This is a genomic window from Vibrio sp. R10-SF1-ISO8, from assembly GCF_059833805.1.
Genome location: NZ_JCBDHL010000010.1, coordinates 461,272 through 476,874, shown reverse-complemented (window position 1 = coordinate 476,874; position 15,603 = coordinate 461,272). Strand labels below are relative to the sequence as shown.

The window sequence follows — 15,603 nt, the reverse complement described above, 5'->3', positions numbered from 1 at the left end:
GAGTGCGGTTACCTCAAAACTCGATTGAGCTCCATCTCATAAGAGGGAAACTGTGAAATCGTGTTGTGGTTGGCACTAGGTATGACGATAACGTCTCTCAGCTGATCGCTAAACTTAGAAACTAACTGCTCGGTTCTTGCTCGTGTGATCACTCGATCCTGTTCTGCAATAAAGATATAGGTTTTAGCCGTAATGTCTTTCACCCTATCTGCGGATTTGTATTTATCTTTGAGCAACCAAGAAACTGGGAACATCCAATAGATATCTTTGACGACGTTTTCGATACTATCAAATGGCGTCACCAGTATGAGCTTGTCTACCTGTCTATGAGCAGCGATATGTGTCGCGATACCAGATCCCAGACTTCGACCCATTAATGATATGGAATTATGTTTGCTTTCCACTGACTGAAAAATCTGCATGGCATCGCTATACAATGCCTTTTCCGTCGGTACACCTGAATCATTACCGTAGCCACGGTAAGGAACTAAGTAGATGGTATAGTTTGGGGCCACTGACGTGAATAGAGGAATATTGGCCTCGATACTTTCTGCGTTGCCACCATAATAGATTAGCGCCTTATCTTGACCGTCATTGAGCACCCAACCAGGCCGTTGGACACCATCAACAACGAAGCTGGTATTCATCTCGCCATAGACATTGCTGACGGGCTGAGGGAAATACATAAGGCGACGTTGCAAGGAGTAGATAGTCAGCGCAATAAGCAAGTAGCTCACTACTACAGTAATTAGCAAGCTTTTCATTCTTGCCTCCCACAAGGCTTGATCTTATGCCGCCAATAGACAAATCCATAAACCACGATATTTATTCCCACTGCCGCCACACCGAGAAAAACCTGAATGTCAGAACTCAATCCAGGCGGATAAATTATGGGAACGACATAGTGCTCAACAAATCCCCCCGGATAACCTTCAACACCTGCAGAAAACCTGAGTTTGTTTTCTAGTGGTGTCAAAGGACAAATCCAGCCATTAACACTTATCGCTACAGCCCATAAGGCCGCCGGAATATGGACATACATCATATACCGACGCCAAAGCACTAGCATGCCTCCAAGCAAGGCGAAGATAATAAACAACAGATGAAGTATGACGACTAGATCAGCCAACGTTCGATAAATCATATTTTTTCACCCTTCCCTAGGTCAAAAATAGCTTACCGATACAATTAGTGTTATCTACATATTTGGGAGTTTAAAGTAATGCTCCGATGAACAAACAATAGTTCAGCTATCAAACCAGAGTCTTTGTAGCGATAAAATTCCTGCACTGTCTGTCTCCAAACCGTGCAGAGAGTTGGCGACATCGTAACTCTCAGAGTCGCGCCACAAAGGCACAAACACACCATTCTGAATCAGCCAATCCTCACAGCGATAAAGCTCATTGAGGAAGTCTTGCTCGGTATCACTTGCCAACATCAGTTGATCAACAATAGAGAGAAACGCTTGCTGCTGCTCTGCTGAAAGGCAAGAAGCGAACGCCAAGCTAGTGAGCAACCATTTGTAATAGCCAAACACAGTGTTGTTAGGAAAAACATACCCTCCAACGGCAAAATCAATCCATGTCTGCTTCAAATGCTCTAGAGGGAAGAGCTCAATCTCAGCACCTTGCTGTCTAAGGTGCTCAATCAGTTTTAACCTAGGCTCAGTCTGACCTGAAATACACACTCTCAGTGGTCGAGTAGGCTTACTTTGATTCGGGTGATAAAGAAACACACCTTTGTTTTGATGATAACCAGTGATGGAGTTGGCAATAGGAATGTAGTCACTGGCTTGTTGTCGACAGAACTCTCGCGCTTGGTGAAAAATCCATGCTTTTTCGTCCATCGACAGTTCTGATTGATGATGTTTAAATTCGATCACATCACAGCCTGTTTGCAATGAGATCTTGTCAACACCTCCGCTTGGAGAGGCTGGGCATCGATGATGTACGATATGCCCTTGAACACTGCTATCTGCGTCATCACTCGTCCAAAACTCCGCCCGGTCGATAAAACCACCTGCTGAGAAGTAATTAGGATTCTTCGCCAATATCCAATGATGTTCCGAGCTGACTTCAAGTGCATAAGGTCCCGTCCCATAAGGAATCTCCTGCTCTGGGCTGTCTAAATAGATTGGAGCATGGGCCTCGGACAGTAGATGTAGAATCGACTCATGGCGCTGAGACATCTTGATCACCACCCATAACCCTTCGGCCACCACTTCCAAGATATGGCGATAGAGGATTTGGTAGTTGTGCGGCTTACTCACTCGGTCTTCGATACATTTTGCGACGTGCTGAGCAGTCAGCTTTTCACCATTGTGAAAATAGACATCGGGTCTAATCCTTAGCCACAGTTCATTTTCTCTAAACTCGTAGTGGTGTGCTAGATGTGGCCGTATCGCTCCTGTTTCATTGTCGTACTTAAGTAACGTATCGAACATGGCTTCAATGTACAGTCGTGAACTGGATCTATAAGCCCACAATGGGTGCATAATAGGAAGAGAATAAGGAACTAAGGTCACTAGGGTGTTCAGGTTTTTTAAGCTTTCCTGTGCCTGCGTCAGCCAACTTGGTAGCTTTTTGCGAAACATCTCCTCATAACCAAACAGATCCGCGTACCTTGCCGCTTCACTCAAATGCCCTTTGTGACAATGCTGCTCAAGAACACTCATCAATGCGGACTCAAAACCATCGAGCAAGGTTATCTCTGACTTGTTACCCCGACCTCTACCCGGCTTCCACGAAATCCAACCAATACTCGCTAAGGTTTTCATTAGCTTGGCAATATTACGCTCAGAACAGCTAAGTTGCTCAGCTAAACTCTGGACATCGGTTGTTGCTGCGATATTCAGCGAATAGTAACGACTCAGCTGCTGCAATCGCTGCAAGTGGATCTGAGTGATAAAAGGTGAACTTTGATTTTCTACCATATCATTATTACTTCCTGTTTATTCAACAATAATAACCAGCAGAGACAGAGAAAGCAGGAGAGATTTTATGGACCCTTTAGGCTATGCACTTTACACATTGAATGGTAAGGACTATTTAGTCAACCCAGAAGTAAAACAACCCATTACGGACAAAGTACCACCCGCTGCAATGCATGTTTTATGTGTATTTTTCATCGGCTTGTTTGTTGGGATGTTGTTTTAAGAGTTTCGTATTTTGGAGTCGTCACTTTTGAGCGCCTAGAGCAACCAACCCAACACTTGGATGCAAATAAATCAAATTGCAAATAGACAGGGCGTTGTACATCGTTAATATAAGGGGCAATTTTCGCTCTAATGGTTATCTATGAATAAAGCCTTTGTAATCCGTGCCCGCGCAGCTTCGACTGACCATAAGGTTTTCGTTGAGGGAGTCGGTGGCGACGCTCATTCCGAAATTCTTGCTCATGTTTTGATGAATGCGATTTTCACTGCTCAATCTCATCGAGATGACGTGAAGGTCTATCTGGTCATTGAAAGTACTGCGGACTTTTCGCGCACTCTATGCTTTGAGTCCACTCAGCTTTCCAACATTGGTGGCTTTCATGAATCGGCGTTAATCGCTTTAATTGCGAAAGCATTGGAGCACTCTGTCGGCATGAAAAAAGAAGAGCTGCGCAATGTGGCAAGCGGCTTAAGTGTCGAAACCATCAGCTTTGAAAAACTGGTTCAGCGCTTGGCAGAAGACTATACGCTCTACTTACTTGATAAAAAGGGCACGGACATTCGTGACGAGCCGTTTGATGGCAATGCTTGTTTTATCCTAACCGACCACATTCCAATGCCGAAAAAGAGTTGGAACAGTCTTAAGCGTTTAGGCACGCAAAAGGTCAGCCTTGGGCCTCAAATGCTGTTTGCGTCTCAATGTATCGTACTCATTCATAATGAGTTTGATCGACGCGGGTAACGCAGTTAGTTAGAGTTCATATAGGTGCCAGTTGCCTCTATAACTCGAACTTCATTAAATACAAAAACGGCCGCTAACTAGCGGCCGTTTACAGTGTAAAGGGAAGTTATTCTAGCGTCATTGCCAGTGCAGCGGCAACGTTACGTGAGGTCATCTCGACATTGAATGCCGCTTCTTTAAGCGCAGTCGGCAGATCGGTTGCTCCCAGCACTACGCTGTAGACGGCATCAATGCCGTGTTCATGCACAACGTGGCAATCTTGCGCGATACTTCCCGCAATACCAATCACAGGCAAGTCGTACTGTTTGGCAGTGCGAGCGACACCGATTGGTGTTTTGCCATGAATGGTTTGGCTATCGATACGACCTTCACCAGTAATCACTAAATCCGCATCTTTTACCACTTCGGCCAGATTGACTGCATCCATGACAATGCTGATACCTGGGCGTAGGCTCGCATCAAACAGACCAAGTAGAGCCGCTCCAAGGCCACCCGCAGCACCTGCGCCAGCTTGGTCTATCACTTCTTTACCGTTAGTTTGGCGAATCACCTCAGCGTAGTGAGCTAGGTTACTGTCTAGCTGCTCTACCATTTCAGGCGTTGCGCCTTTTTGCGGGCCAAAGATATGAGATGCGCCTTTCGGGCCACACAGTGGATTATCAACATCACACGCCACCTCTAACTTAACATCAGCTAGGCGGCTATCTAGACCAGACAAATCAATGCTAGCAAGCTTCTCAAGCGCTCCGCCCCCATAAGCTAGATCAGCGCCTTGTTCGTCTTGCAAGCGAGCCCCTAACGCTTGGGCCATACCAATACCACCATCATTGGTCGCACTGCCACCAATGCCTACAATGATATGTTTCACCCCAGCATCAAGTGCTGCTTTAATCAGTTCGCCAGTCCCATAGGTCGTCGTTAACAGTGGATTACGCTTCGCGGGTTCAACAAGGTGTAAACCCGATGCCGCGGCCATCTCAATCACGGCTGTAGAGCCATCGCCCAACAAGCCATAGAAACCTTCAACAGGCTGACCTAACGGTCCTGTCACTGTAGCCGTTACAATGCGACCACCCGTTGCATCAACTAATGACTGCACGGTACCTTCACCGCCATCAGCCATTGGCAACTTAACAAACTCTGCGTCTGGCATTACTTTTTTAAAGCCGTTTTCAATCGCAGTCGCCACTTCCATAGCAGTTAAACTTTCTTTGTACGAATCAGGAGCAATTACAATCTTCATTTTCATTCCTTAAACAAATAAACCAAACACACCGAACATCATGGTCGAGACGAAGGCGATCATTAGACCTACCGCAGACTCGTATGGAATCAACTTCAGACGTTCGCGAATATCCATGTGCACCGCACCACCCGTTGCATGGAAGAAGCTGCCATGAGGCATGTGATCAAGAACTGTCGCTCCCGAATGAATCATTGCAGCACCTGCTAAAGCTGGCACTCCGAGTTCTAAAATTGTGCCGCTAAACACACTTGAAGCGACTGCCGTACCCGCCGTTGTTGACGCTGTTGCCAGTGCCATCATTGCACCTGAAATTGGTGCCAGTAAGAATGAAGGCAATCCAGATGCCGTTAATACATCAATCAATCCATCTTTAAGGCCAGAGTTAGCAATAATGCCCGCCAATGTACCTGTACCAAGCAACATTACTGCGACTGGTGCCATACGGCTAAGACCGGCAACAGCGAAGTGATTGGTATCTGCAAAGCGTCCCATGACTACAGCGCCGATAAGGCCACCTAAAGGAAGCGCAATTAATGGGTCAACGTTAATACCAGCTATCGGGCGCAGTGACAGCAGTGCAATCGCAACCAATGGTGCAACAATCGCTGCCTTAAAAGCGGGTAGGCGCGAGTGATCTACTTCTACCACTTCACACGCATCCACTTTAGAGCCTTTGTTTACAAGCTTTTTCGCGATGAAGTAAGCCAATACTAAGCCGCACAAACCAGGAATCACACCTGCCGCCATCACCGATGTCAGTGGAACATTAAACGCATCGGCTGCTGCAATCGCGTTCGGGTTTGGTGACATCACATTACCCGCTTTACCGCCGCCCACCATGGCGAGCAAAATTGCGGTCTTAGAGATATCAGCGCGGCGTGCAATCGCGAGTGCAATTGGTGCCACCGTAATAACAGCTACATCGACAAACACACCAACCGCAGTCAAAATCATCGTCGCGATAGCGAGTGCAAGAAGCGCGCGTGTTTCACCCACTTTTTTCACTATGGTTTCGGCAATCGACGTTGCCGCACCCGACTCAATCAAGACACCCGCTAGTACACCAGCGGCAAGAATACGGAGTACCGCAGTAACGATACCTTGCGCACCACCAATCATCAGTGAAACTGTGTCAGTTAGTGATACACCACCGACCACACCACCAATTAAGGCACCAATAATCATGCCGTATGCAGGCGGCACTTTTTTCAAAATAAGGGCGATGGCGACGACCAAAGCGGTCAACGCACCAAGGGTAGTGACTTCTATCATTTTGTTGTTATTTCCGATTATTTTGTGAACTGCCTGAAGAGTAAGAGCAGAGACAAATAAATTCTTTATGCAAAATGACAGATTTATTATTATCTGAAACGAACGTTTTTGTGCAAAATGACAAAAACCTTCAAATGATCACACACATTTTAGGGCTAAATACAGTTGAACTTTATGGTCTAAATTATTGATTTTTAAACTTGTAACTTCTTCAATCTTTTCTATTCGGTAACGCAGTGTATTGCGGTGAATATGGAGAGCTGCACAGGTTTGAGCCAGATCGCAATCCTGAGCAAAAAATTCCTTTAACGTCTTAACCAGAACATCTTTACTATCGTGTTGCTGCAAAACTTCAATCGGGTGACTTATCTGATTGCGACGCCACTCATCTTGCTTCAAATTATCAATCAGAACCGACAGCTTGTGCTCTTGATAAAATAAGATCGCATCTTTGCTTTCATCGCTACAAGCTAGGGTCGCCTTGGCCGTTTCATAAGAGCGAGATAACCCGGTAAGGCCGGGGAAATACTCTCCCATGGCGATTTTGACCGTAAAGTCCGCCTCTTGAGCGATCCGCTTAAGCAGGCGTTTAACCCGCTTTTTCTCTTCAGCTTTACTCCATGTATTGTCGACTAAGGTCACTGGCTTGAGCACGACAACTTCGTTTTGAGAGACAGACACAATACCTACAATGTTGTCTCGCTCTGGGTACTCCAACAGGTGCACCAGCTTCTGCAACTGCTCTAACGTCAAAGGTTGACCTTGCTTAGGTATCACCTTAACTGTTGCAGCGATCCTTGGCTGAGCTAAATCCAAATCTAATCGTTCTGCTATCGATAGCAGCTGGGTTTCATTTAAGGTAGAACCCTGTATTAGCTGCAGCAGTAGCTCTTCTCTATGACGTTTATTCCACTGAATCTGAGCCATTAAATCAGCTTGCTCAACGATGAGTTCAGCGGTCATCTTAACCAGTTCGCCATAGCGTCTGACCTCTTCAGGCTGCCCTGAAATACCGACTACACCAATCACACTATCTTGATGCAAAATAGGCAAGTTAATCCCTTCTTTTACACCAATCAGAGTACTGGCAACCGTATGATTAATTTCAACTGTTCGGTTGTCATGTATCGCCAATAAGGCGCCTTCATGGGTTCGGTGCAATCGCGCTGGATCGCTTGAGCCGATAATTATCCCGTTCTCATCCATCACATTGACAGAAAACTGGATAATTTTTGTCGCGCGCTCAACGATTTGTCTCGCGATTAACGTATTTAACTGCATCTCTTTACTCGTACTCGAAGCCTTACTCTTCCTAGGGCTAACATAGCACAACTCCCCCGCGCTTTTATTGCGCCAACAGTGCCTGCAGCTGAGTAACCAAGAAAAATCCCGATGTAAGCACGCGAGGTGCCTGCTAAGACGAGGCCCGAACGAGCCTCTACCTGTTGCCTTACAACGGGAACGCGTACAAAAGGAGACGAAAAACTACGCGATTTAAGTAATATCAACCCGACTGATTTCCCCCACAACGGCTAGTCAGCAAGATTGATATATAGATACCAATCACCACCAATTGCTTGTCGTGATTGGTATGGGATAGCGAGGGAGAGGAATCCTTGCTATCCCAGACGGAAACTAGAGGTAGTAGACCCTAATCTCGAATCGAATGTCCTGAGCGCTTCTCAATCGCTTTAATCAGCGCTGAGTGGTCCCAGTCCTGTCCGCCTTGAGCCGCGCACTCTTCAAACAACTCTTGTGCGTTTTGCGTATTAGGCAGTGCAACTTCTAGCTCTTTGGCACCCGTTAGCGCTAGATCTAAGTCCTTCTGGTGCAACGAGATTCTGAAGCCAGGATCAAACGTGCCTTCAATCATACGCTCGCCGTGGACTTCCAAGATCTTAGAGCTTGCAAACCCACCAAGCAACGCTTGGCGCACACGTGCTGGATCAGCGCCCGCTTTTGAAGCAAACACCAGCGCTTCAGAAACCGCTTCTATGTTAAGTGCCACAATAATCTGGTTGGCGACCTTACAAGTTTGACCTGCGCCGTTTTCACCGACTAGCGTGATGTTTTTGCCCATCACCTCAAATAGAGGGCGAGCTTTATCAAACGCTTCTTGCGCGCCACCCACCATGATGCTTAGCGTAGCGTTAACCGCACCGACTTCACCGCCAGACACTGGTGCGTCTAGGTACTGTGCACCACTTTCATTGATGCGCGCAGCAATCGCTTTGGTTGCCATTGGTGAGATTGAGCTCATGTCGATCACAAGCTTACCTTCAGCGCCACCCGAATTTAGGCCAGCTTCAACACCATTCTCACCAAATAGCACATCTTCTACTTGTGGTGTATTTGGCACCATAAGAATAGTAACGTCTGCCGCTTCAGCGGCTGCTTGCGCAGAGTTAACAACTTGAGCTCCCGCATCCACCAAGTCTTTTGGCGCGGGATTAAAGTGATCAGATAGCACAATGTCATAACCGGCTTTTTGCAAGTTCGCTGCCATTGGGCGACCCATAATACCTGTACCAATAAATGCAATTTTCATATTCTGTTCTCCGTAACGTTAGCCCACCCTTTGGCGGGCACAGACCGCACTTAGCGGTATAGGTTGATCCAATCTAAGCCTTCAGTGGTGGTGGTTTTCGGCTTGTACTCGCAGCCAACCCACCCTTGATAACCAAGCTCATCAAGATGTTTCAAGACGAATGGGTAGTTAATCTCCCCAGTACCCGGTTCATGTCTGCCTGGGTTGTCGGCTAACTGCACATGGGCAATTTGGTCGATGTTGGCAGTCATGGTTGGCGCTAGGTCCCCTTCCATGATTTGCATGTGGTAGATGTCGTACTGAATGAACAGATTGTCACTACCCACTTCTTTAATCACCGCTTTCGCCTGCTCAGTGGTGTTGAGGAAGAATCCCGGGATGTCACGCGTATTGATGGCTTCAATCACTAAGCGAATGCCAGCCTCTTTTAGAGCCTGCGCGGCATAACGTAGGTTGATAACAAACGCCGCATGCGCATCATGTTGGCTTACCCCTTGTGGAACGATCCCTGCGAGGCAGTTGATTTGGGTATTACCCAATACTTTGGCGTATTCAATGGCCTTGGCGACGCCTGCTTGAAACTCTTCAATTCGGTTTGGGTCCACCGCGATACCGCGCTCGCCCGCCTCCCAATCGCCGGCCGGAAGGTTGAACAGCACTTGGGTAAGTTGGTTTTCATCAAGTTTCTCCTTGATTTGAGCGGCTTCTAAGGCGTAAGGAAATAAATACTCTACGCCACTAAAACCCGCCTTTGCTGCGGCCTCAAAGCGATCTTCGAAGTCCAATTCGGTAAACAACATGGATAAATTTGCTGCAAACTTTGCCATTTTGATTTCCTTATTCTGTTAGCTGTTATTGATTAACGCCGTTGGTGCGTCGTCAGCGCTTTCTGCCAAGGCTTCGAACTCATTGATTGAGTCAATCTCGACGCCCATCGCAATGTTGGTTACGCGCTCTAGAATCACTTCAACCACAACAGGCACCTTGTGCTTGTTCATTAACTCTTTCGCTTGAGCAAACGCCTCTTGCATCTGCTCTGGGTCAGTCACTCGAATCGCTTTACAACCTAAGCCTTCAACAACCGTCACATGGTCTACACCGTAGCCGTTGAGCTCTGGAGCATTCTGGTTCTCAAACGCCAACTGAACACAATAATCAATGTCGAACTGACGCTGCGCTTGCCGAATCAGACCAAGGTAAGAGTTGTTTACCAAAACATGGATATACGGCAGGTTAAACTGCGCGCCAACGGCCAGCTCTTCAATCATGAATTGGAAGTCGTAGTCACCAGAGATAGCCACGATATCGCGATTAGGATCCGCGGCACGTACGCCAAGTGCGGCAGGTGTCGTCCAACCTAGCGGGCCAGCTTGACCACAGTTAATCCAATGACGTGGCTTATAAACGTGTAGGAACTGCGCTGCCGCAATTTGAGAGAGACCAATCGTGCTGACATAACAAGTATCGCGACCAAACGCTTTGTTCATCTCTTCATAAACGCGCATTGGTTTAATCGGAGCGTCGGTATAGTGAGTTTTACGTAACATCGTCGCTTTACGCTGCTGACATTCGCCAACCCACGCGCTGCGGTTTGGTAATTTACCTGCGTCACGCCATTCACGCGCCACTTCCACCAGCAGTTCAAGTGCTGCTTTGGCATCAGAAACAATACCAAGATCCGGACAGAACACACGCCCAATTTGAGTCGGCTCTATATCAACGTGAACGAACTTACGCCCTTTGGTATACACATCCAAAGACCCCGTGTGGCGGTTAGCAAATCGGTTACCGATACCAAAGACAAAGTCGGATTCAAGCAAGGTTGCGTTGCCGTAACGATGCGCCGTTTGCAGACCAACCATACCTGCCATCAATTCATGGTCGTCCGCGATGGAACCCCACCCCATCAGAGTTGGAATCACAGGAACACCTGTAATTTCAGCGAACTGTTGCAGTAACGCTTCAGCTCCCGCATTAATAACACCACCACCAGAAACGATCACTGGGTTAGCAGACTCACACATCATTTCGATGGCTTTTTCTACCTGAGCACGTGTTGCTTTTGGCTGGTATGCCTCTAACGGTTCATAAGTATCAATATCAAACTCGATTTCCGTCAGCTGAACATCTAACGGTAAGTCAATCAGTACCGGGCCTGGTCTGCCTGAGCGCATTAGGTGAAACGCCTGCTGGAATGCACGTGGCACCTGTGCTGGCTCTAGTACGGTTGTCGCCCACTTAGTGACGGGTTTAGCAATAGATTCGATATCTACTGCTTGGAAATCTTCTTTATGCAGGCGAGCTCGTGGCGCTTGCCCTGTAATACAAAGGATTGGAATTGAGTCCGCTGATGCAGAATACAATCCGGTGATCATATCTGTGCCTGCTGGACCCGATGTGCCGATACACACGCCGATGTTACCTTGATTGGTACGCGTGTAACCTTCTGCCATATGCGAAGCACCTTCCACATGGCGAGCAAGTACGTGATCAATACCACCGAGCTTTTTCATTGCCGCGTACATTGGGTTAATCGCTGCGCCAGGAACACCGAAGGCAATGTCTACACCTTCCTTCTTAAGTACTTCTACCGCCGCCTCAATTGCCTTCATCTTTGCCATGCGAACCTCCATTTCGATTGTATACAATTCAAAGATACTTTGTGTACTATGAATCATATTCAGAATTTGGCAACCCCCAAATGCAACATTTTTTCAACATAGAGCCATTACTCGAAGCGAACACTAACCCCGAAAACCCTAGAAATCATTGCTTTATATAAAATATCTTTACATAAAAATATTTTCCCAACAGAGCAAATGAAAAATAAATGTTAAATACCCTTTGATTGTTTACATGAATTGAAATATAAGTATTCGTGCAACATGATTTTTGTACACAAAATCATTCGATATTGTTTAAAGGAGACGAACAATGAGTCTGAACGATGTAGCAGAAAGAGAAGAAACCGCCTGTCTGCGCGTAGTCGGTAACATGGACACCCCTGAATACCAAACCATCCTTAACAAAGAAGCGCTCTCATTCTTAACCAAGCTAGTTAAGAAGTTTGCTCCACGTCGAGATGCGCTACTCGCTGCTCGCGAAGAGCAACAAAAGCGCTTTGATGCTGGTGAACTACCGAATTTCCGAGCGGATACACAATCTATTCGTGACAACAAGAGCTGGAAAGTCGCCACTCCGCCACCTGAACTGTTAGACCGTCGAGTAGAAATAACCGGCCCGATTGATCGCAAAATGGTGATCAACGCACTGAATTCAGGTGCTAAGGTCTTTATGTGTTGTTTTGAAGACGCCTCTTCCCCTACTTGGGAGAACATGGTTCAAGGGCAGATCAACTTGCGCGATGCCAATGCCCGCACGATCAGTTATCACGATGAAGCAAAAAACAAACATTATCAGCTAAGTGATAACCCAGCCCTACTGATTGCCCGTCCGCGAGGCCTGCACCTGCCGGAGCAATCGATCCAATTTGACGATAAACCCATTCCTGGTTGCTTGATGGATTTCGCGCTCTACTTCTACCACAACTATCTATCACGAGCAGAGCAAGGACTTGGGGTTTACTACTACATTCCTAAGCTAGAAAGCATGGAAGAATCACAATGGTGGGATGACGTTTTCTCTTTCACTGAAGATTACTTTGGTGTCGAGCGAGGCACGATTCGTGCGACCGTTCTGATTGAAACGCTACCTGCCGTATTCCAAATGGACGAAATGCTTTACGCCATGCGTGACCATATCGTCGCAATGAACTGCGGCCGCTGGGATTACATCTTCAGTTACATCAAGACCCTCAAAAACCACACCGACCGCATTCTTCCAGACCGACACGTGGTTGGGATGGATAAAGAATTCCTTAATGCCTACAGCCAACTGTTAGTACGTACTTGCCATCAGCGTGGCGCCTTGGCAATGGGCGGTATGTCAGCTTTCATCCCAGCCAAAGATCCTGCAGAGATGGAGCGAGTGACCGCCAAAGTGATCGAGGATAAAGAACGTGAATCTCGCAATGGCCACGACGGAACTTGGGTTGCACATCCAGCGCTCGTCGATTTGGCAATGTCTGTATTCGATAAGAATCTTGGCGGAAAGCCAAACCAACTCGATTTTGTCAGCCCAACACATGAAATTGGCGCAGATCTGCTGCTAAAACCGTGTGAAGGGACACGCGATGAAGCAGGTGTTCGCAAGAATATCCGTATTGCGCTTTATTACATCGAAGCTTGGATTCAAGGCCATGGTTGTGTGCCGATCTATGGCTTAATGGAAGATGCCGCAACGGCAGAGATCTCGCGCGCTAATATCTGGCAATGGATTCATCACTCAGTCGAACTTGATGATGGGCAAACCTTTACTAAAGAGCTTTTCCACCAATGGCTGTATCAAGAGCTCAACACTATCAAACAGGAAGTGGGCGATGCTCGATTCGCAGCTGGCCGCTTTGAACAAACCGCTGACCTTTTCTTCGAGCTGTCAACAGCGAAAGAGTTCGCCACCTTCCTGACCTTACCAAGCTATCAGCTTCTTAACGGGGCTGCGTAATACCAACCTAGTTCGTCTATTCGAGCTAGGGCGGTAGAACATTAACAGGAGATAACATGGGAAGTTTAACTCTAGATCAAGCACTCTCCGTCATTGACGGTACCTTTCAGGCAGGTTCCAAGAGCAAAAGCGCACCGCTCACGGTCGCCGTTCTCGACAGTGGAGGGAAACTCATCTCTCTACAACGCCAAGATGGTTCTAGTATGATGCGACCAGATATCGCGATTGCTAAAGCTTGGGGCGCACTAGCGCTCGGGTGTTCTTCGCGAAAGCTCGCTCAAGATGCCGACAATCGACCTGCATTTATCTCCGCTGTTAATGTTCTCGCACACGGTAATATGGTTCCCGTTCCAGGAGGATTGCTCATTCGCGATGCCGAAAAAAACATTCTTGGCGCGGTCGGGGTCAGTGGTGATTTATCTGATATCGATGAAAGCTGCGCACTCGGGGGAATTGACCACGCCCAGCTTTATTGTGATGACGCCGTCTCTTAGCACTGACTAACAAAGCTAAACAAAACGCCCTCAGTTGCACACGCAAATGAGGGCGTTTTTCTATTTCGTATTTTCGAAGAGATTACTCGTATTGAGTAAGCCAGCCTTTCAAAATAGTGTTCATCTGTTTTTTCTGATTAGCATTAATACCTTTAACCAACTTTTCCTGTACTGCGGCGTGCTCTTCAATAATTTTGTCGATCAGCACAAAACCATCTTGGCTTAGCTCAACCGTCACACTACGACGGTCTTCTTTGCTGTGCTCGCGGCTGATCAAACCTTTAGACTCAAGCTTATCTAATCGGTTCGTCATCGCGCCAGATGTCAGCATCATAGAATCAATCAGCTCTGAAGGGGTTAAGCGAAAAGGTTTACCACTACGACGCAAAGTCGCCAACACGTCGAACTCCCCAAGTTTCAAGTCATAGCGCTTATGTAGCTGAGCCACTTCTGTCTCCATATACTTGGCAATGCGCATCAATCGACCCATTATCGCCATAGGTTCAGTTTCTAGCTCTGGCTTTTCCTTAGCCCACTGGTCTACTACTCTATCAATAGCGTCCATGAATATTTGTCTCCAGTAACAAAATGCCGTTTTGAATATCTTAACATAAAGATACTTTACAAACAGCGCTTTTAGGCGTACATTCCTCACAAAAGTATCTTAACGTAAAGATAGTTATTATGAATATATTACTTGCCATGATTCCGGCGTTCTTTTGGGGAACCACTTATGCCGTCACGCAATACACACTTGCGGACTGGCCTCCCCTATTACTGGGTGCGATCCGTGCACTACCAGCCGGACTTCTGTTGTTGGCATTTAAGCCAAGCCTGCCGAAAAAAGGCGACTGGCAGATTTTGTTTAGCTTAGGATTGATCAATATTGCGACCTTCTTCGGGCTAATCTTTGTCATGGCGCTGACGTTGCCTTCTGCCATTTCTGGCGTCGGCATGATCTCAGTGCCTGTATTTGCGATGCTCTACAACTGGCTGATCAACAAACATCGCCCAGGCTTGATTCAGTCGGTATGTGGTGCCACCCTGATCGCACTCGCTTGGATGCTGTTTGACCCAGGTTCAATTAGCCTAAATCCGATTGGTTTGGGGGCTATGCTCGCGGCGATCATGTGTATTGTGGTTGGCAGCTCGATCACTAAATCACTCGGCAATCGTATGCACTGGTGGACAGTCTTAACCTGGCAGCTCATCCTCGGTGGCGTGATCCTGTCTATCGCCGCAGGTGTTCAAGGGGCAATGGAACCGGCGAAATACGCTGCGATTTTCAACAACTTCTCAATGACCAATCTGTCTGGTTTGTTATGGGTTGTCGGGCTTAACACGGCGCTAGGATACGGCATGTATGTGTGGCTATTGCAACGTATGTCTGTGGTCGACTTTACCTTTGGGGGTATTGCCAATCCGATCGCGGGGATCGTGTCTGGACTCGTCTTGCTCGGTGAATCCTTCACCCCATTCCAGTACAGCTTGATGATCGGCATGATTGTGATGTCTTTGTTACCTCAAGCGATACTCGCCATAAGGCAAAACAGACCAGCGCCCGCTGAGTGCCAAAGCTAAAAG

The 15,603-nt window shown here is 47.2% G+C and carries 15 protein-coding genes; 5 read left to right on the top strand and 10 right to left on the bottom strand.

All coding sequences use genetic code 11. From position 1 onward, the window contains the following. Nucleotides 1–8: 8 nt before the first annotated feature. The 3 genes from AC6R00_RS07825 to AC6R00_RS07815 form a co-directional block, all read right to left on the bottom strand. Nucleotides 9–764 carry an alpha/beta hydrolase gene (locus AC6R00_RS07825; RefSeq protein WP_500639943.1) on the bottom strand — a complete coding sequence of 252 codons (756 nt, stop codon included), beginning with the start codon at nt 762–764 and terminating at the stop codon, nt 9–11. Then, on the bottom strand, nt 761–1,144 hold the full coding sequence (locus AC6R00_RS07820; RefSeq protein ID WP_500639942.1) for a DUF2784 domain-containing protein: 384 nt from the start codon (nt 1,142–1,144) through the stop codon (nt 761–763). Before AC6R00_RS07820 ends, AC6R00_RS07825 begins: the two co-directional genes overlap by 4 nt. A 102-nt stretch (nt 1,145–1,246) precedes the next feature. Then, nucleotides 1,247–2,932, bottom strand: a complete 1,686-nt coding sequence (locus AC6R00_RS07815; RefSeq protein ID WP_500639941.1) for an SgrR family transcriptional regulator — start codon at nt 2,930–2,932, stop codon at nt 1,247–1,249. A 67-nt stretch (nt 2,933–2,999) separates the two neighbouring features. On the opposite strand from AC6R00_RS07815, the gene AC6R00_RS07810 reads away from it, so the two are divergent. Continuing rightward, complete coding sequence (locus tag AC6R00_RS07810) at nt 3,000–3,155, top strand: hypothetical protein (RefSeq protein ID WP_004747377.1); 156 nt, start codon at nt 3,000–3,002, stop codon at nt 3,153–3,155. 141 nt (nt 3,156–3,296) lie between these two features. Beyond that, nucleotides 3,297–3,896, top strand: coding sequence for a tRNA (pseudouridine(54)-N(1))-methyltransferase TrmY (trmY, locus tag AC6R00_RS07805; protein ID WP_500639940.1), 600 nt, complete (start codon nt 3,297–3,299; stop codon nt 3,894–3,896). A gap of 106 nt (nt 3,897–4,002) precedes the next feature. Here the strand turns inward: trmY and AC6R00_RS07800 are convergent, their stop codons facing one another. From AC6R00_RS07800 to gcl, 6 genes are all read right to left on the bottom strand, one after another. Then, nucleotides 4,003–5,139, bottom strand: a complete 1,137-nt coding sequence (locus AC6R00_RS07800) for a glycerate kinase (RefSeq protein WP_500639939.1) — start codon at nt 5,137–5,139, stop codon at nt 4,003–4,005. A 9-nt stretch (nt 5,140–5,148) separates the two neighbouring features. Then, nucleotides 5,149–6,414 carry a GntP family permease gene (locus AC6R00_RS07795; RefSeq protein ID WP_004412799.1) on the bottom strand — a complete coding sequence of 422 codons (1,266 nt, stop codon included), beginning with the start codon at nt 6,412–6,414 and terminating at the stop codon, nt 5,149–5,151. Nucleotides 6,415–6,552: 138 nt separating this feature from the next. Further along, complete coding sequence (locus tag AC6R00_RS07790) at nt 6,553–7,695, bottom strand: sugar diacid recognition domain-containing protein (protein ID WP_500639938.1); 1,143 nt, start codon at nt 7,693–7,695, stop codon at nt 6,553–6,555. A 370-nt stretch (nt 7,696–8,065) separates the two neighbouring features. Next, nucleotides 8,066–8,962, bottom strand: a complete 897-nt coding sequence (locus AC6R00_RS07785; protein WP_500639937.1) for a 2-hydroxy-3-oxopropionate reductase — start codon at nt 8,960–8,962, stop codon at nt 8,066–8,068. A 50-nt stretch (nt 8,963–9,012) separates the two neighbouring features. Next, complete coding sequence (hyi, locus tag AC6R00_RS07780) at nt 9,013–9,789, bottom strand: hydroxypyruvate isomerase (protein ID WP_500639936.1); 777 nt, start codon at nt 9,787–9,789, stop codon at nt 9,013–9,015. 18 nt (nt 9,790–9,807) lie between these two features. Next, nucleotides 9,808–11,583, bottom strand: a complete 1,776-nt coding sequence (gene gcl / locus AC6R00_RS07775; RefSeq protein ID WP_004747386.1) for a glyoxylate carboligase — start codon at nt 11,581–11,583, stop codon at nt 9,808–9,810. Nucleotides 11,584–11,896: 313 nt separating this feature from the next. Between gcl and aceB the strand changes: the two genes are divergently transcribed. Both aceB and AC6R00_RS07765 read left to right on the top strand, forming a co-directional pair. Continuing rightward, nucleotides 11,897–13,525, top strand: a complete 1,629-nt coding sequence (gene aceB / locus AC6R00_RS07770) for a malate synthase A (protein WP_500639935.1) — start codon at nt 11,897–11,899, stop codon at nt 13,523–13,525. 56 nt (nt 13,526–13,581) lie between these two features. Beyond that, the gene (locus AC6R00_RS07765; protein ID WP_004747389.1) at nt 13,582–14,019 is read left to right on the top strand and encodes a GlcG/HbpS family heme-binding protein; all 438 of its coding nucleotides are present in this window, start codon (nt 13,582–13,584) and stop codon (nt 14,017–14,019) included. Between the two features lie 82 nt (nt 14,020–14,101). Here the strand turns inward: AC6R00_RS07765 and AC6R00_RS07760 are convergent, their stop codons facing one another. Further along, entirely contained in the window at nt 14,102–14,584 is a 483-nt protein-coding gene (locus tag AC6R00_RS07760; RefSeq protein ID WP_004747390.1) for a MarR family winged helix-turn-helix transcriptional regulator, read from the bottom strand. A 119-nt stretch (nt 14,585–14,703) separates the two neighbouring features. On the opposite strand from AC6R00_RS07760, the gene AC6R00_RS07755 reads away from it, so the two are divergent. Then, on the top strand, nt 14,704–15,600 hold the full coding sequence (locus AC6R00_RS07755) for a DMT family transporter (protein WP_500639934.1): 897 nt from the start codon (nt 14,704–14,706) through the stop codon (nt 15,598–15,600). Nucleotides 15,601–15,603: the final 3 nt, after the last annotated feature.

What these genes read in the sequence shown, in the direction of transcription:
- AC6R00_RS07825 (WP_500639943.1), bottom strand. Translation starts at nt 764, where the DNA reads ATGAAAAGCTTGCTAATTACTGTAGTAGTGAGCTACTTGCTTATTGCG.
- AC6R00_RS07820 (WP_500639942.1), bottom strand. Translation starts at nt 1,144, where the DNA reads ATGATTTATCGAACGTTGGCTGATCTAGTCGTCATACTTCATCTGTTG.
- AC6R00_RS07815 (WP_500639941.1), bottom strand. Translation starts at nt 2,932, where the DNA reads ATGGTAGAAAATCAAAGTTCACCTTTTATCACTCAGATCCACTTGCAG.
- AC6R00_RS07810 (WP_004747377.1), top strand. Translation starts at nt 3,000, where the DNA reads ATGGACCCTTTAGGCTATGCACTTTACACATTGAATGGTAAGGACTAT.
- trmY (WP_500639940.1), top strand. Translation starts at nt 3,297, where the DNA reads ATGAATAAAGCCTTTGTAATCCGTGCCCGCGCAGCTTCGACTGACCAT.
- AC6R00_RS07800 (WP_500639939.1), bottom strand. Translation starts at nt 5,139, where the DNA reads ATGAAGATTGTAATTGCTCCTGATTCGTACAAAGAAAGTTTAACTGCT.
- AC6R00_RS07795 (WP_004412799.1), bottom strand. Translation starts at nt 6,414, where the DNA reads ATGATAGAAGTCACTACCCTTGGTGCGTTGACCGCTTTGGTCGTCGCC.
- AC6R00_RS07790 (WP_500639938.1), bottom strand. Translation starts at nt 7,695, where the DNA reads ATGCAGTTAAATACGTTAATCGCGAGACAAATCGTTGAGCGCGCGACA.
- AC6R00_RS07785 (WP_500639937.1), bottom strand. Translation starts at nt 8,962, where the DNA reads ATGAAAATTGCATTTATTGGTACAGGTATTATGGGTCGCCCAATGGCA.
- hyi (WP_500639936.1), bottom strand. Translation starts at nt 9,789, where the DNA reads ATGGCAAAGTTTGCAGCAAATTTATCCATGTTGTTTACCGAATTGGAC.
- gcl (WP_004747386.1), bottom strand. Translation starts at nt 11,583, where the DNA reads ATGGCAAAGATGAAGGCAATTGAGGCGGCGGTAGAAGTACTTAAGAAG.
- aceB (WP_500639935.1), top strand. Translation starts at nt 11,897, where the DNA reads ATGAGTCTGAACGATGTAGCAGAAAGAGAAGAAACCGCCTGTCTGCGC.
- AC6R00_RS07765 (WP_004747389.1), top strand. Translation starts at nt 13,582, where the DNA reads ATGGGAAGTTTAACTCTAGATCAAGCACTCTCCGTCATTGACGGTACC.
- AC6R00_RS07760 (WP_004747390.1), bottom strand. Translation starts at nt 14,584, where the DNA reads ATGGACGCTATTGATAGAGTAGTAGACCAGTGGGCTAAGGAAAAGCCA.
- AC6R00_RS07755 (WP_500639934.1), top strand. Translation starts at nt 14,704, where the DNA reads ATGAATATATTACTTGCCATGATTCCGGCGTTCTTTTGGGGAACCACT.